The organism is Haloarcula pelagica (assembly GCF_030127105.1).
GTDB lineage: Archaea > Halobacteriota > Halobacteria > Halobacteriales > Haloarculaceae > Haloarcula > Haloarcula pelagica.
Map to the genome: position 1 here is coordinate 74,939 of NZ_CP126163.1, position 16,057 is coordinate 90,995.

Here is a 16,057-nt window from a genome sequence, read left to right on the forward strand (position 1 = left end):
TCCGACCAGGCCACCGGCTTCGCCCGGCTGGCTGGCCCAGGCCGACGTCCACCCAGCTGTCCGTCGCGACCAGCACCCGGCCAGACTGACCCACGTCGGCGCGCTGTGCGGCCCGGCTGCCCAGTCCGTGCGCGCGGTTGTCTCGCCGCCGCCCTGGCGTGCCGGTGGGCGGCGGCGAGGCCGCGTGCGCGAGGTGGCTCCGCGCCGACGGGGGTGGGGCCGCTTCCCCCACCCGCCGGGCGTGCCAGTCGTCGAGGAGAGGAGAGAAGAGGCGAGGAACTCCCCGGCGCTACGTCTGCTGTTTGAGGGTGATCGTCGTCACCGGGCCGTCGCCGTCACCAGTGACCACCGTAACCCGCTCGGTGTCGTGCGCCCACTGGTGGGTGTCACTCTTGGGGTCCCACGGCGCCGTCCGCGGGCTGTCACCCGAACAGCCCCACGAAGACCGCCGGTCACCAGTCGGCGCCGGGCCGTCGCCGTCTTCGAGGATGCACATGGTCGACTTGCTCGTGACCGCGACGGTCGTGGTGCCGCGGTACTCGCCGGGCTTGCCCGCGTAGATCCGCACTCGGTCGCCTTCGTGGAGCGTACGAACCATCGGGCCAGCCACCGCCTTGTCCCAGATCGTGACCTTCGCGCTGGTGCCAGCGTCGTCTTCGAGGTACAGAACTTGGTACTGGCTCCGGCTGTTGGGGTCCTTGATGATGTGGGTCACTTCACCCTCGACAGTCACCTCACCGCCGTCTGCGTCGACTTCCGCGAACGGGACCGGCGAGTTCATGCGATCACGGGCAGCCATCAGCGCGTCGAGTTCGCCGTCCAGGGGACTGCCGCCGTTGGCGACGGTCTCCGCGATACAGCGGCCCGCTGCGGCGGCCGTCATGGTCGTCTGGCGGGCGACGCGCCGGGCGCGTTCGTTGACCTGCGCGAGCGTCTCGGCCTCCATGCCCTCGCGGGGGTCAGCCTGACGCTTGGCGATATCCTCGTGGTCGAGGTCCGTGTCGGCGTCGGTCAGCTGGCGGCTGGATCGAGCGCGTTCCACACCGTCGGCGTGTGCGGCGCGTGCCGTCTCCGAGTGCCGTGCCTGTTCGGCCTCCTCGCCTAGCCGTTGCTCCTGCATGGCGAGCGTCTCGCCGTGGCGACGGTTCGGGCCGACCTCGGTGTCCCGCGTCCAGTCGTAGTCGTTCTGACGCTCGTAAAAGTTGCCGCGGGAGTCCAGCCCCTTGTTGGGCCTAAAGTCGAGTTCGTCCCCGTTTTTGGTCTCTGCGACCTGCTGAAGCAGATGCTCGGGGCCGTCAACACGCGCGCCGAGCTGAACCGTCTGGTCAAAGTCTGCCGATGCCTTCTTACCGCTGGAATTGCTAGCGTACATTGTCTTACTCGTACCCACGGGAAGACACTTGCCGAGTGCTCCTACACTCGGTTTCCTGCGGCGTGAAACCGCTTCGTGAGTGCCGCGTGTGTCGTGCCTTCCCGTACATAAGGCCATGGGTGCCTATCACTTAAAGGCTGTGGTTGAATAGCTTCGCTTCAAGTGCGATATTCGGATGTCTTGGTGGTGTCTGCGCGGCGTTTAGGTTTTCGCGTTTCGTCCCGGAATAGCATATAAAGACCGGCGCGTGCTTGACATCCCGGCGGGCGGGGGATATCCCGTGCGGTTGCGGTTGGGTGAGCATCCCGCGCGGCCAAGCGAGTGCCGGATGCCGAAAGCCCGGAATGGCGCTCGGGCGGTGCTGAGAGAGCGCCACATGCCCGTGAACGGAGGAGCAACAGAGAGTCGCCAGCGTCGGCGGCAGGGCGACGATGCCGCCAAGGCTGACTCCGGTCAGCCGCCGGCGGATCGGCGGCCTGCCGTCGTAAGCAAGACTCTCCGCCGCGACGCGCTCGTTCCGGCGAGGGAGCGCAGGCCAAGCGGGTTCCTCGTTCAGAACCGTGCGCGAGAAACGCGCGCGCCGTCTCCGCTGTGCTGTGCTGTCGCGGTGCCGTGCTGTCGGGTGGGACTGAAAGGGGCACGCCGCTGGCGCTTGCTGTGGTCTGGTCAGCGACCCCTATCGCGCGCGGTTTGTGCGATATGTCGCTGAGCGACCGCCAGCGGCGTGGGGCTTTCAAGGAGTGCTGGCCCGACTCCCTCGTCGACGTCGTCCTGGAAGACCTGACCACTGCAGTAATCCCGACAGTCCCACCAGCACACTGGGTGAAGATCCTCCCGTCACCAGGAGTGTCGACAGACCCAGTAGTGCTGAGAAAGTCCGTCGTACCGGTGGTTCCAGTCCCGTGGTGACCGTCCCATCCGAGACACCCGTTCAACCCTCTCCCGGCACCGATCACCCACCCGGCGCCAGCGGCAGACAGACAGCCGCCCAGCGGCGGCTGCGCGGCCAGCAGGCGACACCCAGCCAGCCGACCTTCCAGCCCGGCCCGTCAGTCCCACGCCGACACACGCCCTTCTCTCGGCCGCTGCTCCCGGCTGCCAGCCCCACGCCAGGTTCCATCGGAGAGCCGGGTCGCTTCGCCCGGCCGTCTGCCCCACCCTGAGAGGGACCGACTGCCAACGCTAGTGCAGTCTAATTATCGTGCATGGTTTCGAGAACACTACTCTTCAAATCCAGTTTCGAACTCGGTGAAGAGATTGCGATGAAAGTCACCAATATACGGGGGTCGATAGGGTTTGTCGAACTGGAATCCGACACCAAAACACCGTCCTACTCGTCGGTCGAACCGCAAGCCATCTCCGACGCTGCCTCACGGTCTTTCAAGAGTTGCTCCGTCGACTGGCCTGTCGTTTCGGCCAGTTCTTCGACCGATGGGATATTCTCCAGCGTCATCTTTGTACTTCAGAGCAGCTACTTGTATCAATTATAGTTTTCGTACGATGCAGTACCAAGCACGGGGGTTCTGTAGCCCCCCGAAGTTGTCACGCTGTGCTGGATAGGCAGCTATCGGTACTGTTTCCCGTATCCGCGGCTCTGGAACGGCTCGCTGGTTGCCTGTGCCTGCCGGTTTTGGAGTTCAACAGCGGGCCCGAGAGCATTTCTCCGGAGCTTCATCGCTACAGCAACTGCGCGACCATCGCACGCTGATACCCAGCGAGAAATTATAGCTTGTTACCCCACAACTATTTTTACACTATCGTCCGTAGGACAGGACACATATGTCCCCTGAGTCACGCTGGACTGGCGACCTAAACGACGCCGTCGTCGAGGAGTGGGTCACAGAAACGACCCCGTTCGAGCGGGTCCGAGAGGTACTCGTCACGACAGCCTCGTTCCAGTACGCAAGCGAGATCGCCGAGCGGGCCCAGGTGAGCGAGCCAAGCGCACGGAAGCACCTGACGACACTTGCAGAGAGCGGCCTGGCCACCACCGAAACTACCGGGCAGGGGACGCGGTTCAAACGCTCGGCTGAATCGATGGCAATGCAACGAATCAAAGAACTCCATACGACGCTCTCTCGGGCCGAGCTAGTCGATGGGATTCAGGATCTCAAGACACAAATCCAGTCGTATCAGGACGACTACGGCGTGACTGATCCGGACGATCTCGCCCTTGAGCTTGGCCCAGACGACGATGGGTGGGACGAGATTTCCCATTGGCGGGCGCTCGAAGAGAATCTCGACGTGGCCCAGGCTGCGCTTGCACTGTATGATTTCGATCCTGACGTGACCGGAGAACACACCGGCAGCGGAGCGTTTGCCGACTCATCGGACGATATATCCGCAGACTGATGCCCGGTGGTAACCAGTCGATTGGGATTCCAGCTGGGGAACTGACCGGTGACGTTGGGCCACCAGATGTGCCGATCATGCGGGCGATCAGAAGCGTGTTTCAGCGAGATGAGCCTCTTGTTGATGACGCCAGTTTCGACAACGTCCTACAGCCCCAAGAACTCCAGCTCCAGTTTCGCGATGGAATTGGGACGGCTGAGACATGCCGACTCGATATCACCTGGTTTCGATCCGGTGCGTATCGATTCCACTATAGCGATTCTGCGGACAGACACTGGCGATTCGATAGACATCCGAATCCGCATTCACCTGAGCGCCATTTCCACCCACCGCCGGATGCACCAGCACACACAGCCGCTGGATCCTGTATCGAAGTGGTCGAGCCCGCGCTGGTTGCTCGGGCTGTCCACCAACTGTGGCGACGCGCCTACGAAACTGAGTCGCTTGCAAACTTGAATACGGCGAACAATCCGCCTTAGTGCGTGATCTTCAGAAAGAATCCCTTCGATAGTCAGCAGTAATTTCGACATCGTCGTACATCCGATCAAGCATATCGAGCGCCGACTGGAACGTCGCGTAGTGATCCCGTGCGAACGCAAGTGTCTCATCAAGCGAGATGACTGGGCGACCGTCGACGGAGTCGGCCTCGACTGTCTCACGAGCTTCCAAGACGTACTGAATCGGTCCGGCGACCTCCTCTGGTGGGTGGCGCTCCTGCCCGACTGGGAGTCCGAATCGATCGAAGAACCGCTCCCACTCCGCAAGATCAGTCTCGTCAACGGCGATGAAGAGGGGATAATCCGCAGGGTCACGAGCGACTTGATATCCCCCGCGCGTCCAGACGTACACGGCGTCGATCGAGGTGTATGCGAAGTCCAGACCAGCGAAGTGCGGAATGACGTACGCCTCTGGAATCGACGGTGGAGACACCGCTGCCGATGCGGCCAAAAGCGAGAGTCCCGCCTCACGGACAGCCGGGGAGACGACGGAGAGCCCCTGGTCATACTCCACGTAGCCCCCTTCTTCGAGTGAATTGACGACACGGCGGATCGTCTCCCTGTTCTCATCGATTTTGCGAGCGACTCCCGAGATCGAGTCACCAGACTTGATTGCAAGGAGTGTCTTGAGCGCTTTTTCAGTACAGGGCTCGAACATCACTTTCTCTATGATTACACAAATACGTGCAATAGTAAAATACTTTACTTTTTGTAGGTGCTGAGATAACCTCTGGGACGCTCCGGAAAGCGAATGCTCCAGCTCACGATATCGAAACCTCCCCCGAGAACGGACCAGCGGGCTTAGACGACCCGCTGGTGACCCTCCGCGCAGGTGACGACGGGTTCGGTTCGTGGATCGCGAGCGCGCGGGTCGAGCGTCCCGACCGTGGCGATCTCGCTGTCGACGATTTCGGCACTGCATTCCTCGACTGGACAGGACTCTGGCAGGTCTGGCATCGAATGTCCCTCACCCACTGGGGACGCAGAAAATCGCCGTCGGTGTCGCGATCAGCTACCAGGAGTCGCGTGTCTGCCGGGCGACCCTGGGGGCAACTGACGGTCGCCCGGCAGCGGGTCTCAGAGCGATTCGGGGACGTCCTCGACTTCGAGGTGGCCGTTCGCGCATGTCGCCGCGTAGCGGCCGACAGTCGCGGTCTCTGGGTACTCACCGTCGACGCAGGCGACCCGGTCGGACTTGACGATTTCGGCGCTGCACTCCTCGCGTGGGCAGGTGTTCTCGGACATAGTCTCTCACCCGCTGGGGACGCACAAAGCCACGCCAGGCCGACGCTCCAGCTATCCCAGCTGGCCCAGGAGCCTGGCCAGAGGTTTCTCCGTGGAAAGACGACTGCCACAAAACGTATTCCAAGACTGCCCAGTGATACGAATCGGGCGGCGGTCCCTGGACGCCAGTACGAAGGGGTACCGTCCGATTGGGACCCGCCCCCATCTGGCAGCGAGGGAATACACCGCACGTCCAGAGGCCATTGTGGCAGGGTACTCCACTGACATCGATGTAACTCCCCTGCTTATGTCAGGCAAGCCAGTAGTGTGAATGCAGCGTCGCTGCGAACTGTCAGAGGCATGCCGGTCGGGTAAGCATCACCGACCTGGCTTTTCCACATCATTTGCTGAAGGTCCTCCCCACCCAATAGCGTTGAGAGAAGCAGGAAATTTAACTAGTGCTCGACAGACCGACTACATTATACAGTCGCTGAGAGAGCAACGGTGCTACTCTCCCTTAGAAAGAATCTTCGAATAGAGCTCATCAGAAATCCAAAATCCAGCCTCACGAAGGGCATCCAGTTCCTGCTGTAGGTCCAGATCATCTTCGTTGGCCGCCCGAAGGAGGATACCGATGACACCAGTCACGCTCAAGTCGTGTCTACGGGCGACTTGACGGCCATCCTTCTCATCAAGAAGGAGGAGGTCAGCATCCTGCTCGATGGCATAGCAGATCGCGGCTGTTTCACCAAGGTCTAGTTCATGGAAAATCTCAGTGAACAGGTCAGATCACTCCACTTCGACCACCGTGAGGAACTCTGTATCGCGGAGGTCTCGGAGCGCGTCTAGCCCTGCGTCTCCGTTGGTGAGTTCGTCCCAGACCTGTGTCGGGATTGTGAGACCTGAGAACTGTGATGTAAGCAGGTCAAGTTGATCAATGAGTGCAAGATTGAGAAGCGGTGAGGTGTCCGAGACGACAACCTCGCTATTCGGCATAGTCGAGGTCTTCAGCGAGTTCGGTTTCGGTGTAGTGACGCGGAATTTCGCGCTCACCAAGCAGTGCTTGGAACTCTCGGGTAGAGAGCTCTGCGAGAGCGCGAGCCTTCCCGAACGAAAGAACATCGCGAGCATACAGCGAGACGGCTAATTCTTCTTTCATAGCTTGTGACCGCTCATGTTCAGGTAGTCGTAATGCCTCGTACACCTCCTCGTCAATTTCGATTGTAGCCATGTGTACCTGTTTGATGACACGAGTATTGAGTGTTTGGCCGCTGGACTCTTGTCCTACCGACCGGTAATCGTCGGGGACCAAGGTGTAGCTATCTGAGCTGGCCCAAGAGCTTGGCCAGGTGTCCCTGGCTGCTGGCGTCGGCCTGGACCTGCTCGTGGTCTGTGATCTCGATGTCGATCTCACAGGGACAGATCAGGGGCTGTCCGCCACAGGCGGGGCATTCTTCGTAGTCACAGAGGTGATGATGGTACTCGCCTTGCTCGACGCCACAGGCGGGACAGGAGCGGCTGTTCCACGCCTCGGGGTCAGTCGTCGCGACGAAGCGCTCGAGTTCCTGGCGGACGTCGGCTTTCGAGAGACGGCCTCGACCGCCGGAGAGGACCTCCGTTTCGAGTGTGGTGACCTGCTGCTCGTAGGTTAGGAACTGTGCTTCCTCGCCCCATGGGATCGGATCGTAGCTCGCTCCGTCAATCTGGTAGCGCTTGCCGATGCAGGCCGTCGACGGGTACGGACGCTCGCAGTCCGGACAGACCATCTTACCGACCTCCTCGCTGCTGGCCCTCGAAGACCTCGCCGGTTGCCTGTGCCTCCCGGTGTTCGGCGTCGATGTCAACGTCGTCGGTGGTGTGTTCTGGCGGCTGTTCGTCGACGGCTTGGTGTTCAGTGCTCATATCGGGTAACCCCTCACCCTCCGGGGGTGCAGAAAATAGCCGTCAGCACCAACCGAGTAACCTGAGGCAGTTTCTGGATGTGCTATCGATCAATATGTTTCGACGGGGACACCTAACGCCTCGAAGTCATCGACGTTGTCAGTCAGGACTGCATCGTCAAGAACGTCAGCCATCGCGGCGATGTACGCATCATTCGCCCCAACGCCTGCATCCCCTCCTTCAGCCTCGTCTGCATTGGCGAGTAGCTCCCCAGCGGTTCGGGCGATCTCCTCATCGATGTCGAGCCGTGGGTATCCGAGCAGGTGGTTCCGTAACTCCGCTTCGGTCGTATCACTCTGGGCTGCAGCGACGCCATAGTATGCCTCAGCAACTACTGGAACCGGTAACCACTGTAACTCACCCCGATCGACCAGCTCGGACCCTTTCGAGAATGCGGCTGGGTCTTCAGCCATCAGGTCAAACAGGAACGAGGAATCGATGATCATTCGTTGCCATCCGTTGTTTCGAAGGCGTCTCGGGCAGCAGTGAGACGATCTCGATCCCTGTCTCGGAGATCCGAAACTGCTTCCTTGGCGTCCTTGGCCTCTTCATCGGTCAGCAGGCCAGCAACGTCACTCGGGTGTGGCCCGCGTGTCATCCGGCGCAACGCCTCTTCCATCGTCTCCTCGTCGTCCTTGTGAGCAGTCAACCATGCGTGGTATTCCTCGGAAACCCGGATCGTCTTGACCATACAATATATCAGGATATATGCGTCTAAGAGTGTTACGCTGCCTTTTTAAACTGCTTCTATTTCAGATCCTCGATTCTCTGGCGATCGGTTTTCTGCAGCTGCTCGTGGGCGTCGGGATTGACCACGGGGACGACGCCGTCGACGTCCTTGTCGTAGTCCTCCTGGAGCAGCTCGAAGATATCGTCCGCCAGCGCGACCGCCTCGTCGCGCTTGTTCGGATTGGTCTCGTGGACAGGGAAGTCAGCAGGACCGACGCCCTTGACGACGAGAATGAGTCGCTCGTCAGCCATCGCGATCGGCCTCCTCAACGATCAGGACGGGATCCTCACTGCCGAGCAGTTCGGTGCTGAGGAACTCGGATGTCTCGAGCGTTTCGGCAACGAGCTGGCGGAACTCCGCGTCGACGTCGCCGAACTCAACGATCGCCTCGGGATCTGGCTGCTTGGTGGCCTGGGACTGCTGTGCAACACGCGCTGGAGTGTCGTCATCGGACATGGATCTGTGATGGGACGCTCTCTGTGGAACGCCCCTCACCCACCTGGGGCGCACAAAATCGCCGTCAGCAACAGCTGGCTGGTGGGTAGTGACGGATTTGAGCAATCCCTTAGACCGTAGTCAATCCAGCGTTACTCTTGGAAACCATCGCCCGTATCACCGACCGGTGCTTCAGATTCTCGTTGCCGACGAATCTCAGCGAGCACATCTTCAAGTGTCGCCGAATCCTCGATTCCCGCGATTTCATTGGTAATCTCGTCAACAAGTGAGGCTCGCTCGATGGCAGCCACGTCGCCAGCGGTTGTATCGATCGATTCGACTCGAAGCTCTCGTGTTTCATGCCACCCGCAGTTCCAGCAGTCCGTTGTCATCTCGATGCGCTCGTCTTCCTCCGCTCCAAGAATCGCGTCGGAGAGAGGCGTTGAAATCGGCCGTTCTGGCCCAACCTCAAGGGTAACTGGGGTGCCACAAGCAGGGCAGTCCATTGTCATCCTATGGCACCCCCATCTGTTGAAGGTAGTGTTGCCACGAGGCAATCTCACACGCGTTTGTCGCTGGGCGCGGTAACGTATTTGGTTGTCGCAAAATACAGTCCAATTACATTCGGATGGCTGTACTGGACGACCTCTCAGGATTCGAGTTCGAGGACTTGATGGAAGACGTGTTCCGCAACCTCGGCTACGAGAACGTCCGGCAGGCCGAGCGGACAGCCGACGAGGGCCGGGACGTCCTGATGGAAGAGGTCGTCGACGGAACACGGCGGGCGATCGTCGTCGAGTGCAAACACACGGGAACTGTCGGCCGCCCGGTTGTCCAGAAGCTCCACTCGGCGATCGCAACGTTCGACTTCGGTGGTCCGAAGCGAGGGATAGTGGTGACGACCGGCCGGTTCACGGGCCCCGCCGAAGAGTACGCAGACCGACTCCAGCAGAACGACGATCCATATCCCATCGAACTGATCGACGGCGAGGACCTTCGAGAGATTGCCGACGAGATCGGACTCGACCTCTATAACGGCCGGATCGAGATCCTCTGTGACGAGACCCTGCGACCGTACGACCCGGCCACAGATGTCGATGCGCCTGTGCAGGAAGCGTTCCGCGACATCGAGAACATCGAGGCTACGGATATCCCGAGGCCTCACTCGCAGGTGACCTTCCGCCCAGTAGTTGCGATCACCGCCGATGCCGACGCCGTCTTCGAGACATCCGTCGGCGTCATCCACCGAATCGACGACCGCACGGGGTTCGTCGTCCACGCCGAACGTGGGCACCCACAGGTCGCCGACGACACGGTCGCAACACTGGTCACCGAGAACCTCCATGCGACGGTTGATCTTGATGTCGACCAGTTCGGGGCGACATTCGACGACGTCGAGGAACGCCGGTTCGGCCAGACCCAGACGGAGTACAAGGAGTGGGCCGTCGAGCGGCTCCAGGACTATCACACGACGACGGTGACCTACACCGGCGATAACAACGTCACGTACGAGAAGACCTGCGAACCGAATCGCTCGGACATCTCCGTCCAGTCGATCGAACCGGTGTTCCTCCCCCAGGTTCGACAGACAACCGACCTCGAAGAGTACACCTATTCCTATGAGTACTACGCCGCGGGCCCGTCCAGAGTGACTGAAGAGGACGGCATCCATCGGTGCGTCCACTGCGAGACGAGTGGCGTCGACGAGACGTACACCTACTGCCCGAACTGCGGGGCGATCGCCTGCGACAGCCACAGCAAGACCGAACGGCTCGAAGGTGAACCGGTTTGTACGGGCTGTGCGGTGACCGAACGGTTCGCGCTGAAGACGAAGTACTTCTACGACGAACAGAACCTTGAGGCGTTCCGCGAGGAGTACGCCGACATGCCGATTCACGAGAAGGCCATGGAGAACAAGTGGCTAGCCAGCGGTAGCGTGGTCGCGACGCTGCTGCTCCTCATCGGTCTCCTCGTGATTGGCGGCATCATCTAACCTGATGCGGCCTCCACTTGTTGTAGGCGCAGCTGGTAGGACACAGGCTGGGTGTGAGGACGTACGCTATCGTCCGTCTCGACGCAGACCTCGGTACGTCATCGCGGATGTCGATCCGACAACGTTCCTGAGTGACTCCTACGACGTGGCGATCGCACGACTGGAGATTCGCTTCTGGTATCCCGCCGGCGTCGACCACGAATACTACTGCATCAATTGGGTGGAGCCGGACCGAAGCCTGATGCTCGGTTTCCACCAGGACGCTGACCATCCGGAGCTCGGGCCCTGTCATATCCAACTCAATTACGAAGACACGCCCGTCAACCGGCATGAGGCGACGTTTCTCGACGCGCACCCACTCTCCGTCCTCGATACCCGTCTGCAGCAACTTCCGGCGGCGCTAGAGGCGATTCGCTGGGAGAATGGCAGGCCCTCGCTTCCCACCTAGCCGGTCTAGACAGCCAGATATCGCCCAGCGATGCGTAACTAGACCCCAATTACACGCGCTCGAAGCCCTCAAGCCGGCCATGCGTGAACGTCACTCGATATTTCAGCAGTGACTCCATCTCGTCGGGCAAGTGCGTGATCACGAACCGCCCGTGGAAGTCATCGCGTTCTGTCCACCCCTCGTGGACTCGCTTTCTGGCGCCGACGAGATAGCGGAAATCGCCGGGTTCGATATCATCTCGACTGGCAAAGGGGCGATCGTCTGGTGGGACTGACTCGGCGTGCCACTCCTCTTCGAGCAGTCGCCCATCAGCTGTAATACGGAAGGTCGTCATCCTGGGTCGGGCAATCCCCTTCGTCTGCCAGTCGATCGTCTCTGCAGGCGCGACTCCATCCGGGTACTCCGGAAGATGGACATCGTCGTATAGTGTGACAGTATCGAAGAGTCCCATCTGTGTTACCTCCACTTGGAGAGCCAGGGAACCGATAGCACCACAAATGCGGGGTACCAGAACCGTTTGCGGAACGACGTAGTTGGTTCCAGGAGTATATCGCACAGCACTTGCATTCAGAGTATCGGCGGTGTGCTATATGATGACAGGACAGGGTCTCCGCAGCGTGAAGTTGGCTCAGTCGAACCATCCTGTCCGGGAAAACCGTTACCGAGTAGGGCACCGTCAGTATGACTTACGTATGGAGCAAGAGCCAGTCTTTCAGGAGGTACAGCGATTTCGCCAGCAGTGGCTCTGGGCGGTGCTTGGGGGCGCAGCATTGTTGCTGCTGGCATTAGGCCCAATTTCCTGGGCCGGCCTCATAATCCTCATCCTGGCCGCTGGCCTGATCTACAGTCTCCGTCTCCAGACTGAGGTGAGAGCTGACGGCATCTATGTCGAGATGTGGCCGTTGCACCGGTCGTTTCGTCGCATTTCGTGGGCAGAAATCGAGTCATATGAGTCGACGGAGTACAACCCGATCGGTGAGTTCGGTGGCTGGGGCATTCGGTGGGTTCCCGGGAGAATCGCATACAACGTCAGCGGTAATCGTGGTGTCTGGATCGAGCGGACGGACGGACGTACGGTGATGATCGGCTCCCAACGCCCGGAGGAGTTTGTCAGGGCCATCGAGGAGATATCCCCAGCCCTTCATGGGGGATAACTAACCGTGAGTCAGCTTCGAAACGCTGCAAAAATCTATCAATAGATACTGGGCCTTCCCCGCTAAGACCCGGGTGATCTGTTTGACCACCTCTGCCGCCTCACACTGCTGTGAGGGACAGAACCTGTCCGTTCCAAGGAATTCTGTGCGGACACCCGTTGACACGACTGTCCGGCACAAGCGGTTCCCGGGTGCTGCTGCTATCGAATGGGGGAGAGCACGGCGGTGCGGCCGGTGGTTAGCGTTGGCCTGGCCAGGGTCCTGGCGGAATCGTGGCGCTCCTCACATTCCTATGCCGGTGCGGTCCTCACACCGTCGTGAGCCTGCTGCCGTTCGATACGTCGCACGAGATCCTCGTCGAAGACGATGCGTTTCTCGCCCCGTCGCTTCCGGACGGTCGCCGCGTCGTCGCCAAGATCCCCAAGGATCTGGAGCACTCGTCGGACGGTCTCGCTGTGTGGCGTGATGTCCAAGCCGGCTTTCAACACTTTCCCGACCTGGCCGGCAGTGAGACACCACCCAGCTGGGGCCTTGTCGGCGTAGTCGCGCACGTCCCTCGCGATGAATCTGGCACGCTGCTGGTTGGCCGAGAGCTCGGTTTCGGCGACCGATTCGGGCAAGGAAACGATATCCTCCAGTGGTGTCTTGGTCTCGATCGTCGGTGACGCTGGCTTTGGCTCTGTCTCCGCGAGGTCGCCTTCGGCGAGTCGATCCCGAAGCTCGTCGAGGCGCTCCTGAAGATCGGTCTCTGCGACTTTCGTTTTCACTGCTCGCCCGAGCGGGTACCGAGTTCCATCGCTTGCGACGATCTGGATATCACGCTCGTCGCCACTGTCCCAGTCGATGTAGGCACGGGATTCGAGTTCGTCGACGCGTTCCTGGAGGCGATCGCGTTCGGCCTCGGCTGCTTTGCGTTGCTCGCGTTCCGCTTCGAGTTCTGCTCGAAGTTCAGCTGTCTCCTCAGCGACGATCGCTTCGACCTCCTCGCGGGTCAGACAGTCTTCACACATCGGCCCTCACCCCCGGCGAAATCGAGGTGTCTCGGGGACCGGTGTGGTGTCGATCCGACTGCGTGCTGTGGAACATCTGTTCGGGCATCTGCAGACCCGTCCCCGGACTCGAACCGGGACAAACCGACCTCGGAACGGGCATCGCGATATGGCTGTAGCTCGCGAGTGGTCGCTGCGCTGGCCGTTCATCACTGCGCGGGTGGTAACTACCCGCCTAAGCGTGGATTCGGTGGTCGCTCATTGGCGGGACGAGACGGGACCATCACTGGAGGAGCCCCGCTTTGGGGCAGCAGCGGCGACCGGGGCTCGACCAAGATCGGAAACGTTCCATCCCCCGCATAATCTTGATCGGGCTCAGTGTGACGCACAGCTGCATTGCTCCTTGTCGAGTCGCTCGATTGCCTGTCGTGGGATCGCTAAGACCTGCAAGTCAGTCTGGCGGAGTGCGTGGACGAGCTCCCGTCGTCCTGCTGGGTCACCCGCAGTCTCTCGCAGGCGTCGCTGGTGCCTAGGTGGTAACTCCGCACAGAGGACCGCTCGGAGAGACTCTTCGCGGACTTCGGTGACCAACAGCCAGGGGTCGCTGTCGTAGTCGGCGAGTGTGATGCACTCGCCCAGTTCGGGCAGGCGACTCATCGGCCACCTCCGAGATGGCCGCCCTCGGGCGGTCCAGAAAGCTTATTCCGGGCCTGCCCACACCGACCGAGTGGGTCCCGGTTCCCGCTTCGCAGTCCCCTCTCACTTGCCCCAAGCGCATCCACCGGGGCCCGATTGCCCACCTGTTTCAGCGCCGACCGCGGGTCTGACATGGTGCCCCGCGGGTCGGCGATCCCTCTTTGGGTTTCCAGTATGTTTGGTAGGGATGACTCTCGGTGCGGGGGCGTTCGCTTTCGAGGTCCAGGTAGGTGCTCACCCAGGCGTGTAAGGACAAATGGGTGTGTGAGTCCAGACGAGTTGTTGACGATGCCCATCAGGAACCACCTCCCGAATGAGTGGAAACCGCAGTACAGCGCTCGATATCGACCGACGGTTTATCACGACTCTGCCCTATCTCGTTGGTGGGGCCCTGTTTGACCCCGTGCTCACTCCTGAGCATTGACCCATCAATTGCCCCAGGGCCCCGTTTTTGCATGAGCTGGAACGTGGTCGTAGACACAGTAGACCCAGAGAGAACCGCAGTACAGCGCTTGATATCGGACCACCGTTTATTAGGCAGCCGTGTGGGAAGTTTCGTGGGGCCCTGGATACCCTCGCTCTCTTCCCCGTGAGTACTCGCCACACTCGCACCGGGGCCCCAGTTCTGGCTTGCAGCTGTAGCCGAATCCAATAGCATGTGTGTTGGTAGCATCGTGATGCAACAATTACATCTACAACCGACAGCGTAGGGAATGGTGCCGGCGTAGCAAGGTCCGCTTTGTCCGGCACGATTGTCAGAGGCACGCGACGACTGGCCTCGTCGCCTGGGTCGATGGGGCCAGCTGTCGCATAGAGACATACGACAGCGGTTCTCACAGCGGTAGTTATGCTGGATTCCTACGTAGGACTGCGCAGGGACCCGGTTCGCCACCCGTTCGGTGGCAGTATGCCTCTGACACCATCCATCCGGGTCCCGGTTCTGTCCTGCCGAGTGCCGACGGTGCCAGCTCATTGCCGATCACCACCGTCGGCGACGACCTGGCGGGTGTCACAGACGCTCGCGAGCGTTTCGGCCTGAGCCTGGAGGCAGCTCTCGCCAGCGTCGGTCAGGCGATAGGCGTTCGTGCGCTCGTCCAGGGACTCTCGGCTGACGAGCCCGGCCTCGACCAGCTCGTCGAGGTTCTGGTAGAGCCGACTGTGGTTGATCGGCTTGGGATAGTGCTCGTCGAGGTAGTCTTTGAGCGCGAGGCCGTAGGGCTCGTCCGCGACGCCGGCGATGGCCGTCAGCAGATCCCGCTGGAAGCCCGTGAGTTCGTGGTAGGTCGTCATGCGTGCTCACCCACGAGCGAGGGGTCGGCGGTGGCTAGGATAAGCCTGAGCCGGCGGTGTGAACGGGAGCCCATTTGCGGGGTTCGATTCTCGTCTGTGGGCCGCTGTGGGTGGTTCGTGGGCCGCTCGGTCGATGAACGGGAGATGAACGGGAGTGAACGGGAGCCGCGCTGTCTGGTGGGTTCGACCGTGAACGGGAGCGGTCGCGAGCGATGCCTCTCGTCGTGAGTGGGCGTGGTCGTTCTCATGGCTTCGGTGCGACGCCGCGGTGGGTGGACGTCGCTCTATCTGCCCATGTTCGGCTATGTCTACTTAATACTTTCCGCACGACAACTAATTACCGTCCGTATATTAAAACAGACCGCCGATATTTTCTAAGTCGGTCGCCACACCAGAGATAATGTCTGATCCGGGCCGGAAGCCGACAGTTTCTGATGTGGAGATACTGCGTGAGTTCGCTCTCTGCCCGGATCCGTTCATGCACGCTACAGAGCTGGCCGAAGTTGTTGGTCTGTCCCGCCAGGGCGTCCACAAACGGTTAGAGCAACTGCAGGACGAGGGATATTTAGACAGCAAGATGACTGGGGGAACTCGCAACTGGTGGCTCACTGATGAAGGACGAACTTATCTTTCCGAAGAGTCCTGACTCTCGCAGCGCCACCAACCGACCATAGTCGAGGTTGGCTTCTTTCTGTGAATACGGCCCTCATTCCACAGTTGCTTGAGCCTCTTGTTGATGGCTGTTCGGCTGATCGGGAGGTGTGTCTCTAATTCGCCTGCTGTGACGAATGGGCCCTCAATCTCCTCGAAAGTGTCTAGGAGCTCCTGATCGCTGACTTGCTCATTTCCATGTGTGGTACTCATACAGCATCCCGATATTAGTTTCCGCATGGAAAGAATTTATGGTGGTTGCGTAACATAGAATGAGACAGGAAC

At 60.4% G+C, this 16,057-nt stretch carries 22 protein-coding genes and 2 pseudogenes; 6 read left to right on the forward strand and 18 right to left on the reverse strand.

Features of this window, described 5'->3' with window-relative positions; genetic code table 11:
- Positions 1-289 precede the first annotated feature (289 nt).
- On the reverse strand, positions 290-1,372 hold the full coding sequence (locus P1L40_RS21445) for a single stranded DNA-binding domain-containing protein (protein ID WP_284011696.1): 1,083 nt from the start codon (positions 1,370-1,372) through the stop codon (positions 290-292).
- Positions 1,373-2,702: 1,330 nt separating this feature from the next.
- On the reverse strand, positions 2,703-2,825 hold the full coding sequence (locus P1L40_RS21450) for a hypothetical protein (protein ID WP_284011697.1): 123 nt from the start codon (positions 2,823-2,825) through the stop codon (positions 2,703-2,705).
- Positions 2,826-3,151: 326 nt separating this feature from the next.
- Between P1L40_RS21450 and P1L40_RS21455 the strand changes: the two genes are divergently transcribed.
- Both P1L40_RS21455 and P1L40_RS21460 read left to right on the forward strand, forming a co-directional pair.
- Positions 3,152-3,724, forward strand: a complete 573-nt coding sequence (locus P1L40_RS21455; RefSeq protein ID WP_284011698.1) for a winged helix-turn-helix domain-containing protein — start codon at positions 3,152-3,154, stop codon at positions 3,722-3,724.
- The gene (locus P1L40_RS21460; protein WP_284011699.1) at positions 3,724-4,203 is read left to right on the forward strand and encodes a toxin-antitoxin system TumE family protein; all 480 of its coding nucleotides are present in this window, start codon (positions 3,724-3,726) and stop codon (positions 4,201-4,203) included. Before P1L40_RS21455 ends, P1L40_RS21460 begins: the two co-directional genes overlap by 1 nt.
- Before the next feature lie 10 nt (positions 4,204-4,213).
- On the opposite strand, the gene P1L40_RS21465 is transcribed toward P1L40_RS21460, so the two are convergent.
- From P1L40_RS21465 to P1L40_RS21525, 12 genes and pseudogenes are all read right to left on the reverse strand, one after another.
- The gene (locus P1L40_RS21465; RefSeq protein WP_284011762.1) at positions 4,214-4,879 is read right to left on the reverse strand and encodes an RNA polymerase subunit sigma-70; all 666 of its coding nucleotides are present in this window, start codon (positions 4,877-4,879) and stop codon (positions 4,214-4,216) included.
- Positions 4,880-5,022: 143 nt separating this feature from the next.
- The gene (locus P1L40_RS21470; protein ID WP_284011700.1) at positions 5,023-5,178 is read right to left on the reverse strand and encodes a hypothetical protein; all 156 of its coding nucleotides are present in this window, start codon (positions 5,176-5,178) and stop codon (positions 5,023-5,025) included.
- Positions 5,179-5,298: 120 nt separating this feature from the next.
- Positions 5,299-5,466, reverse strand: a complete 168-nt coding sequence (locus P1L40_RS21475; protein ID WP_284011701.1) for a hypothetical protein — start codon at positions 5,464-5,466, stop codon at positions 5,299-5,301.
- Positions 5,467-5,952: 486 nt separating this feature from the next.
- Positions 5,953-6,441 (reverse strand): annotated as a pseudogene (locus P1L40_RS23755) (PIN domain-containing protein).
- Positions 6,431-6,676, reverse strand: coding sequence for a UPF0175 family protein (locus P1L40_RS21490; protein WP_284010491.1), 246 nt, complete (start codon positions 6,674-6,676; stop codon positions 6,431-6,433). Before P1L40_RS21490 ends, P1L40_RS23755 begins: the two are co-directional and overlap by 11 nt.
- An 88-nt stretch (positions 6,677-6,764) precedes the next feature.
- Positions 6,765-7,211 carry a hypothetical protein gene (locus P1L40_RS21495; protein WP_284010490.1) on the reverse strand — a complete coding sequence of 149 codons (447 nt, stop codon included), beginning with the start codon at positions 7,209-7,211 and terminating at the stop codon, positions 6,765-6,767.
- Position 7,212: 1 nt separating this feature from the next.
- Positions 7,213-7,347 carry a hypothetical protein gene (locus P1L40_RS21500; protein WP_284011704.1) on the reverse strand — a complete coding sequence of 45 codons (135 nt, stop codon included), beginning with the start codon at positions 7,345-7,347 and terminating at the stop codon, positions 7,213-7,215.
- 89 nt (positions 7,348-7,436) lie between these two features.
- Positions 7,437-7,832: a PIN domain-containing protein gene (locus tag P1L40_RS21505; RefSeq protein WP_284011705.1), complete on the reverse strand. Its 396-nt coding sequence runs from the start codon at positions 7,830-7,832 to the stop codon at positions 7,437-7,439.
- On the reverse strand, positions 7,829-8,077 hold the full coding sequence (locus P1L40_RS21510) for a hypothetical protein (RefSeq protein WP_284011706.1): 249 nt from the start codon (positions 8,075-8,077) through the stop codon (positions 7,829-7,831). Before P1L40_RS21510 ends, P1L40_RS21505 begins: the two co-directional genes overlap by 4 nt.
- A 56-nt stretch (positions 8,078-8,133) precedes the next feature.
- On the reverse strand, positions 8,134-8,367 hold the full coding sequence (locus tag P1L40_RS21515) for a hypothetical protein (RefSeq protein WP_284011707.1): 234 nt from the start codon (positions 8,365-8,367) through the stop codon (positions 8,134-8,136).
- Positions 8,360-8,572 carry a hypothetical protein gene (locus P1L40_RS21520; RefSeq protein ID WP_284011708.1) on the reverse strand — a complete coding sequence of 71 codons (213 nt, stop codon included), beginning with the start codon at positions 8,570-8,572 and terminating at the stop codon, positions 8,360-8,362. Before P1L40_RS21520 ends, P1L40_RS21515 begins: the two co-directional genes overlap by 8 nt.
- Positions 8,573-8,703: 131 nt before the next feature.
- The gene (locus P1L40_RS21525; RefSeq protein ID WP_284011709.1) at positions 8,704-9,057 is read right to left on the reverse strand and encodes a DUF8105 family protein; all 354 of its coding nucleotides are present in this window, start codon (positions 9,055-9,057) and stop codon (positions 8,704-8,706) included.
- 122 nt (positions 9,058-9,179) lie between these two features.
- On the opposite strand from P1L40_RS21525, the gene P1L40_RS21530 reads away from it, so the two are divergent.
- On the forward strand, positions 9,180-10,544 hold the full coding sequence (locus P1L40_RS21530) for a restriction endonuclease (RefSeq protein ID WP_284011710.1): 1,365 nt from the start codon (positions 9,180-9,182) through the stop codon (positions 10,542-10,544).
- Between the two features lie 43 nt (positions 10,545-10,587).
- Positions 10,588-10,992, forward strand: a pseudogene (locus P1L40_RS21535) (hypothetical protein); the annotation flags it as partial.
- Between the two features lie 49 nt (positions 10,993-11,041).
- Here the strand turns inward: P1L40_RS21535 and P1L40_RS21540 are convergent.
- Entirely contained in the window at positions 11,042-11,443 is a 402-nt protein-coding gene (locus P1L40_RS21540; RefSeq protein ID WP_284011712.1) for a hypothetical protein, read from the reverse strand.
- A 241-nt stretch (positions 11,444-11,684) separates the two neighbouring features.
- On the opposite strand from P1L40_RS21540, the gene P1L40_RS21545 reads away from it, so the two are divergent.
- The gene (locus tag P1L40_RS21545) at positions 11,685-12,146 is read left to right on the forward strand and encodes a DUF6141 family protein (RefSeq protein ID WP_284011713.1); all 462 of its coding nucleotides are present in this window, start codon (positions 11,685-11,687) and stop codon (positions 12,144-12,146) included.
- Positions 12,147-12,436: 290 nt separating this feature from the next.
- Here the strand turns inward: P1L40_RS21545 and P1L40_RS21550 are convergent, their stop codons facing one another.
- From P1L40_RS21550 to P1L40_RS21560, 3 genes are all read right to left on the reverse strand, one after another.
- Positions 12,437-13,156, reverse strand: a complete 720-nt coding sequence (locus P1L40_RS21550; RefSeq protein ID WP_284011714.1) for a hypothetical protein — start codon at positions 13,154-13,156, stop codon at positions 12,437-12,439.
- Positions 13,157-13,510: 354 nt separating this feature from the next.
- Positions 13,511-13,792 (reverse strand): hypothetical protein, encoded by a 282-nt coding sequence (locus P1L40_RS21555; protein ID WP_284011715.1) that lies wholly within the window; start codon positions 13,790-13,792, stop codon positions 13,511-13,513.
- Between the two features lie 1,008 nt (positions 13,793-14,800).
- Complete coding sequence (locus P1L40_RS21560) at positions 14,801-15,121, reverse strand: PadR family transcriptional regulator (protein ID WP_284011716.1); 321 nt, start codon at positions 15,119-15,121, stop codon at positions 14,801-14,803.
- Between the two features lie 400 nt (positions 15,122-15,521).
- Between P1L40_RS21560 and P1L40_RS21565 the strand changes: the two genes are divergently transcribed.
- Complete coding sequence (locus P1L40_RS21565) at positions 15,522-15,767, forward strand: winged helix-turn-helix transcriptional regulator (protein ID WP_284011717.1); 246 nt, start codon at positions 15,522-15,524, stop codon at positions 15,765-15,767.
- The last annotated feature ends 290 nt before the right edge of the window (positions 15,768-16,057 follow it).

Bases quoted from the DNA above. Each gene is read 5' to 3' on its own strand.
- P1L40_RS21445 (WP_284011696.1), bottom strand. From the start codon at position 1,372: ATGTACGCTAGCAATTCCAGCGGTAAGAAGGCATCGGCAGACTTTGAC.
- P1L40_RS21450 (WP_284011697.1), bottom strand. From the start codon at position 2,825: ATGACGCTGGAGAATATCCCATCGGTCGAAGAACTGGCCGAAACGACA.
- P1L40_RS21455 (WP_284011698.1), top strand. From the start codon at position 3,152: ATGTCCCCTGAGTCACGCTGGACTGGCGACCTAAACGACGCCGTCGTC.
- P1L40_RS21460 (WP_284011699.1), top strand. From the start codon at position 3,724: ATGCCCGGTGGTAACCAGTCGATTGGGATTCCAGCTGGGGAACTGACC.
- P1L40_RS21465 (WP_284011762.1), bottom strand. From the start codon at position 4,879: ATGTTCGAGCCCTGTACTGAAAAAGCGCTCAAGACACTCCTTGCAATC.
- P1L40_RS21470 (WP_284011700.1), bottom strand. From the start codon at position 5,178: ATGCCAGACCTGCCAGAGTCCTGTCCAGTCGAGGAATGCAGTGCCGAA.
- P1L40_RS21475 (WP_284011701.1), bottom strand. From the start codon at position 5,466: ATGTCCGAGAACACCTGCCCACGCGAGGAGTGCAGCGCCGAAATCGTC.
- P1L40_RS21490 (WP_284010491.1), bottom strand. From the start codon at position 6,676: ATGGCTACAATCGAAATTGACGAGGAGGTGTACGAGGCATTACGACTA.
- P1L40_RS21495 (WP_284010490.1), bottom strand. From the start codon at position 7,211: ATGGTCTGTCCGGACTGCGAGCGTCCGTACCCGTCGACGGCCTGCATC.
- P1L40_RS21500 (WP_284011704.1), bottom strand. From the start codon at position 7,347: ATGAGCACTGAACACCAAGCCGTCGACGAACAGCCGCCAGAACACACC.
- P1L40_RS21505 (WP_284011705.1), bottom strand. From the start codon at position 7,832: ATGATCATCGATTCCTCGTTCCTGTTTGACCTGATGGCTGAAGACCCA.
- P1L40_RS21510 (WP_284011706.1), bottom strand. From the start codon at position 8,077: ATGGTCAAGACGATCCGGGTTTCCGAGGAATACCACGCATGGTTGACT.
- P1L40_RS21515 (WP_284011707.1), bottom strand. From the start codon at position 8,367: ATGGCTGACGAGCGACTCATTCTCGTCGTCAAGGGCGTCGGTCCTGCT.
- P1L40_RS21520 (WP_284011708.1), bottom strand. From the start codon at position 8,572: ATGTCCGATGACGACACTCCAGCGCGTGTTGCACAGCAGTCCCAGGCC.
- P1L40_RS21525 (WP_284011709.1), bottom strand. From the start codon at position 9,057: ATGGACTGCCCTGCTTGTGGCACCCCAGTTACCCTTGAGGTTGGGCCA.
- P1L40_RS21530 (WP_284011710.1), top strand. From the start codon at position 9,180: ATGGCTGTACTGGACGACCTCTCAGGATTCGAGTTCGAGGACTTGATG.
- P1L40_RS21540 (WP_284011712.1), bottom strand. From the start codon at position 11,443: ATGGGACTCTTCGATACTGTCACACTATACGACGATGTCCATCTTCCG.
- P1L40_RS21545 (WP_284011713.1), top strand. From the start codon at position 11,685: ATGGAGCAAGAGCCAGTCTTTCAGGAGGTACAGCGATTTCGCCAGCAG.
- P1L40_RS21550 (WP_284011714.1), bottom strand. From the start codon at position 13,156: ATGTGTGAAGACTGTCTGACCCGCGAGGAGGTCGAAGCGATCGTCGCT.
- P1L40_RS21555 (WP_284011715.1), bottom strand. From the start codon at position 13,792: ATGAGTCGCCTGCCCGAACTGGGCGAGTGCATCACACTCGCCGACTAC.
- P1L40_RS21560 (WP_284011716.1), bottom strand. From the start codon at position 15,121: ATGACGACCTACCACGAACTCACGGGCTTCCAGCGGGATCTGCTGACG.
- P1L40_RS21565 (WP_284011717.1), top strand. From the start codon at position 15,522: ATGTCTGATCCGGGCCGGAAGCCGACAGTTTCTGATGTGGAGATACTG.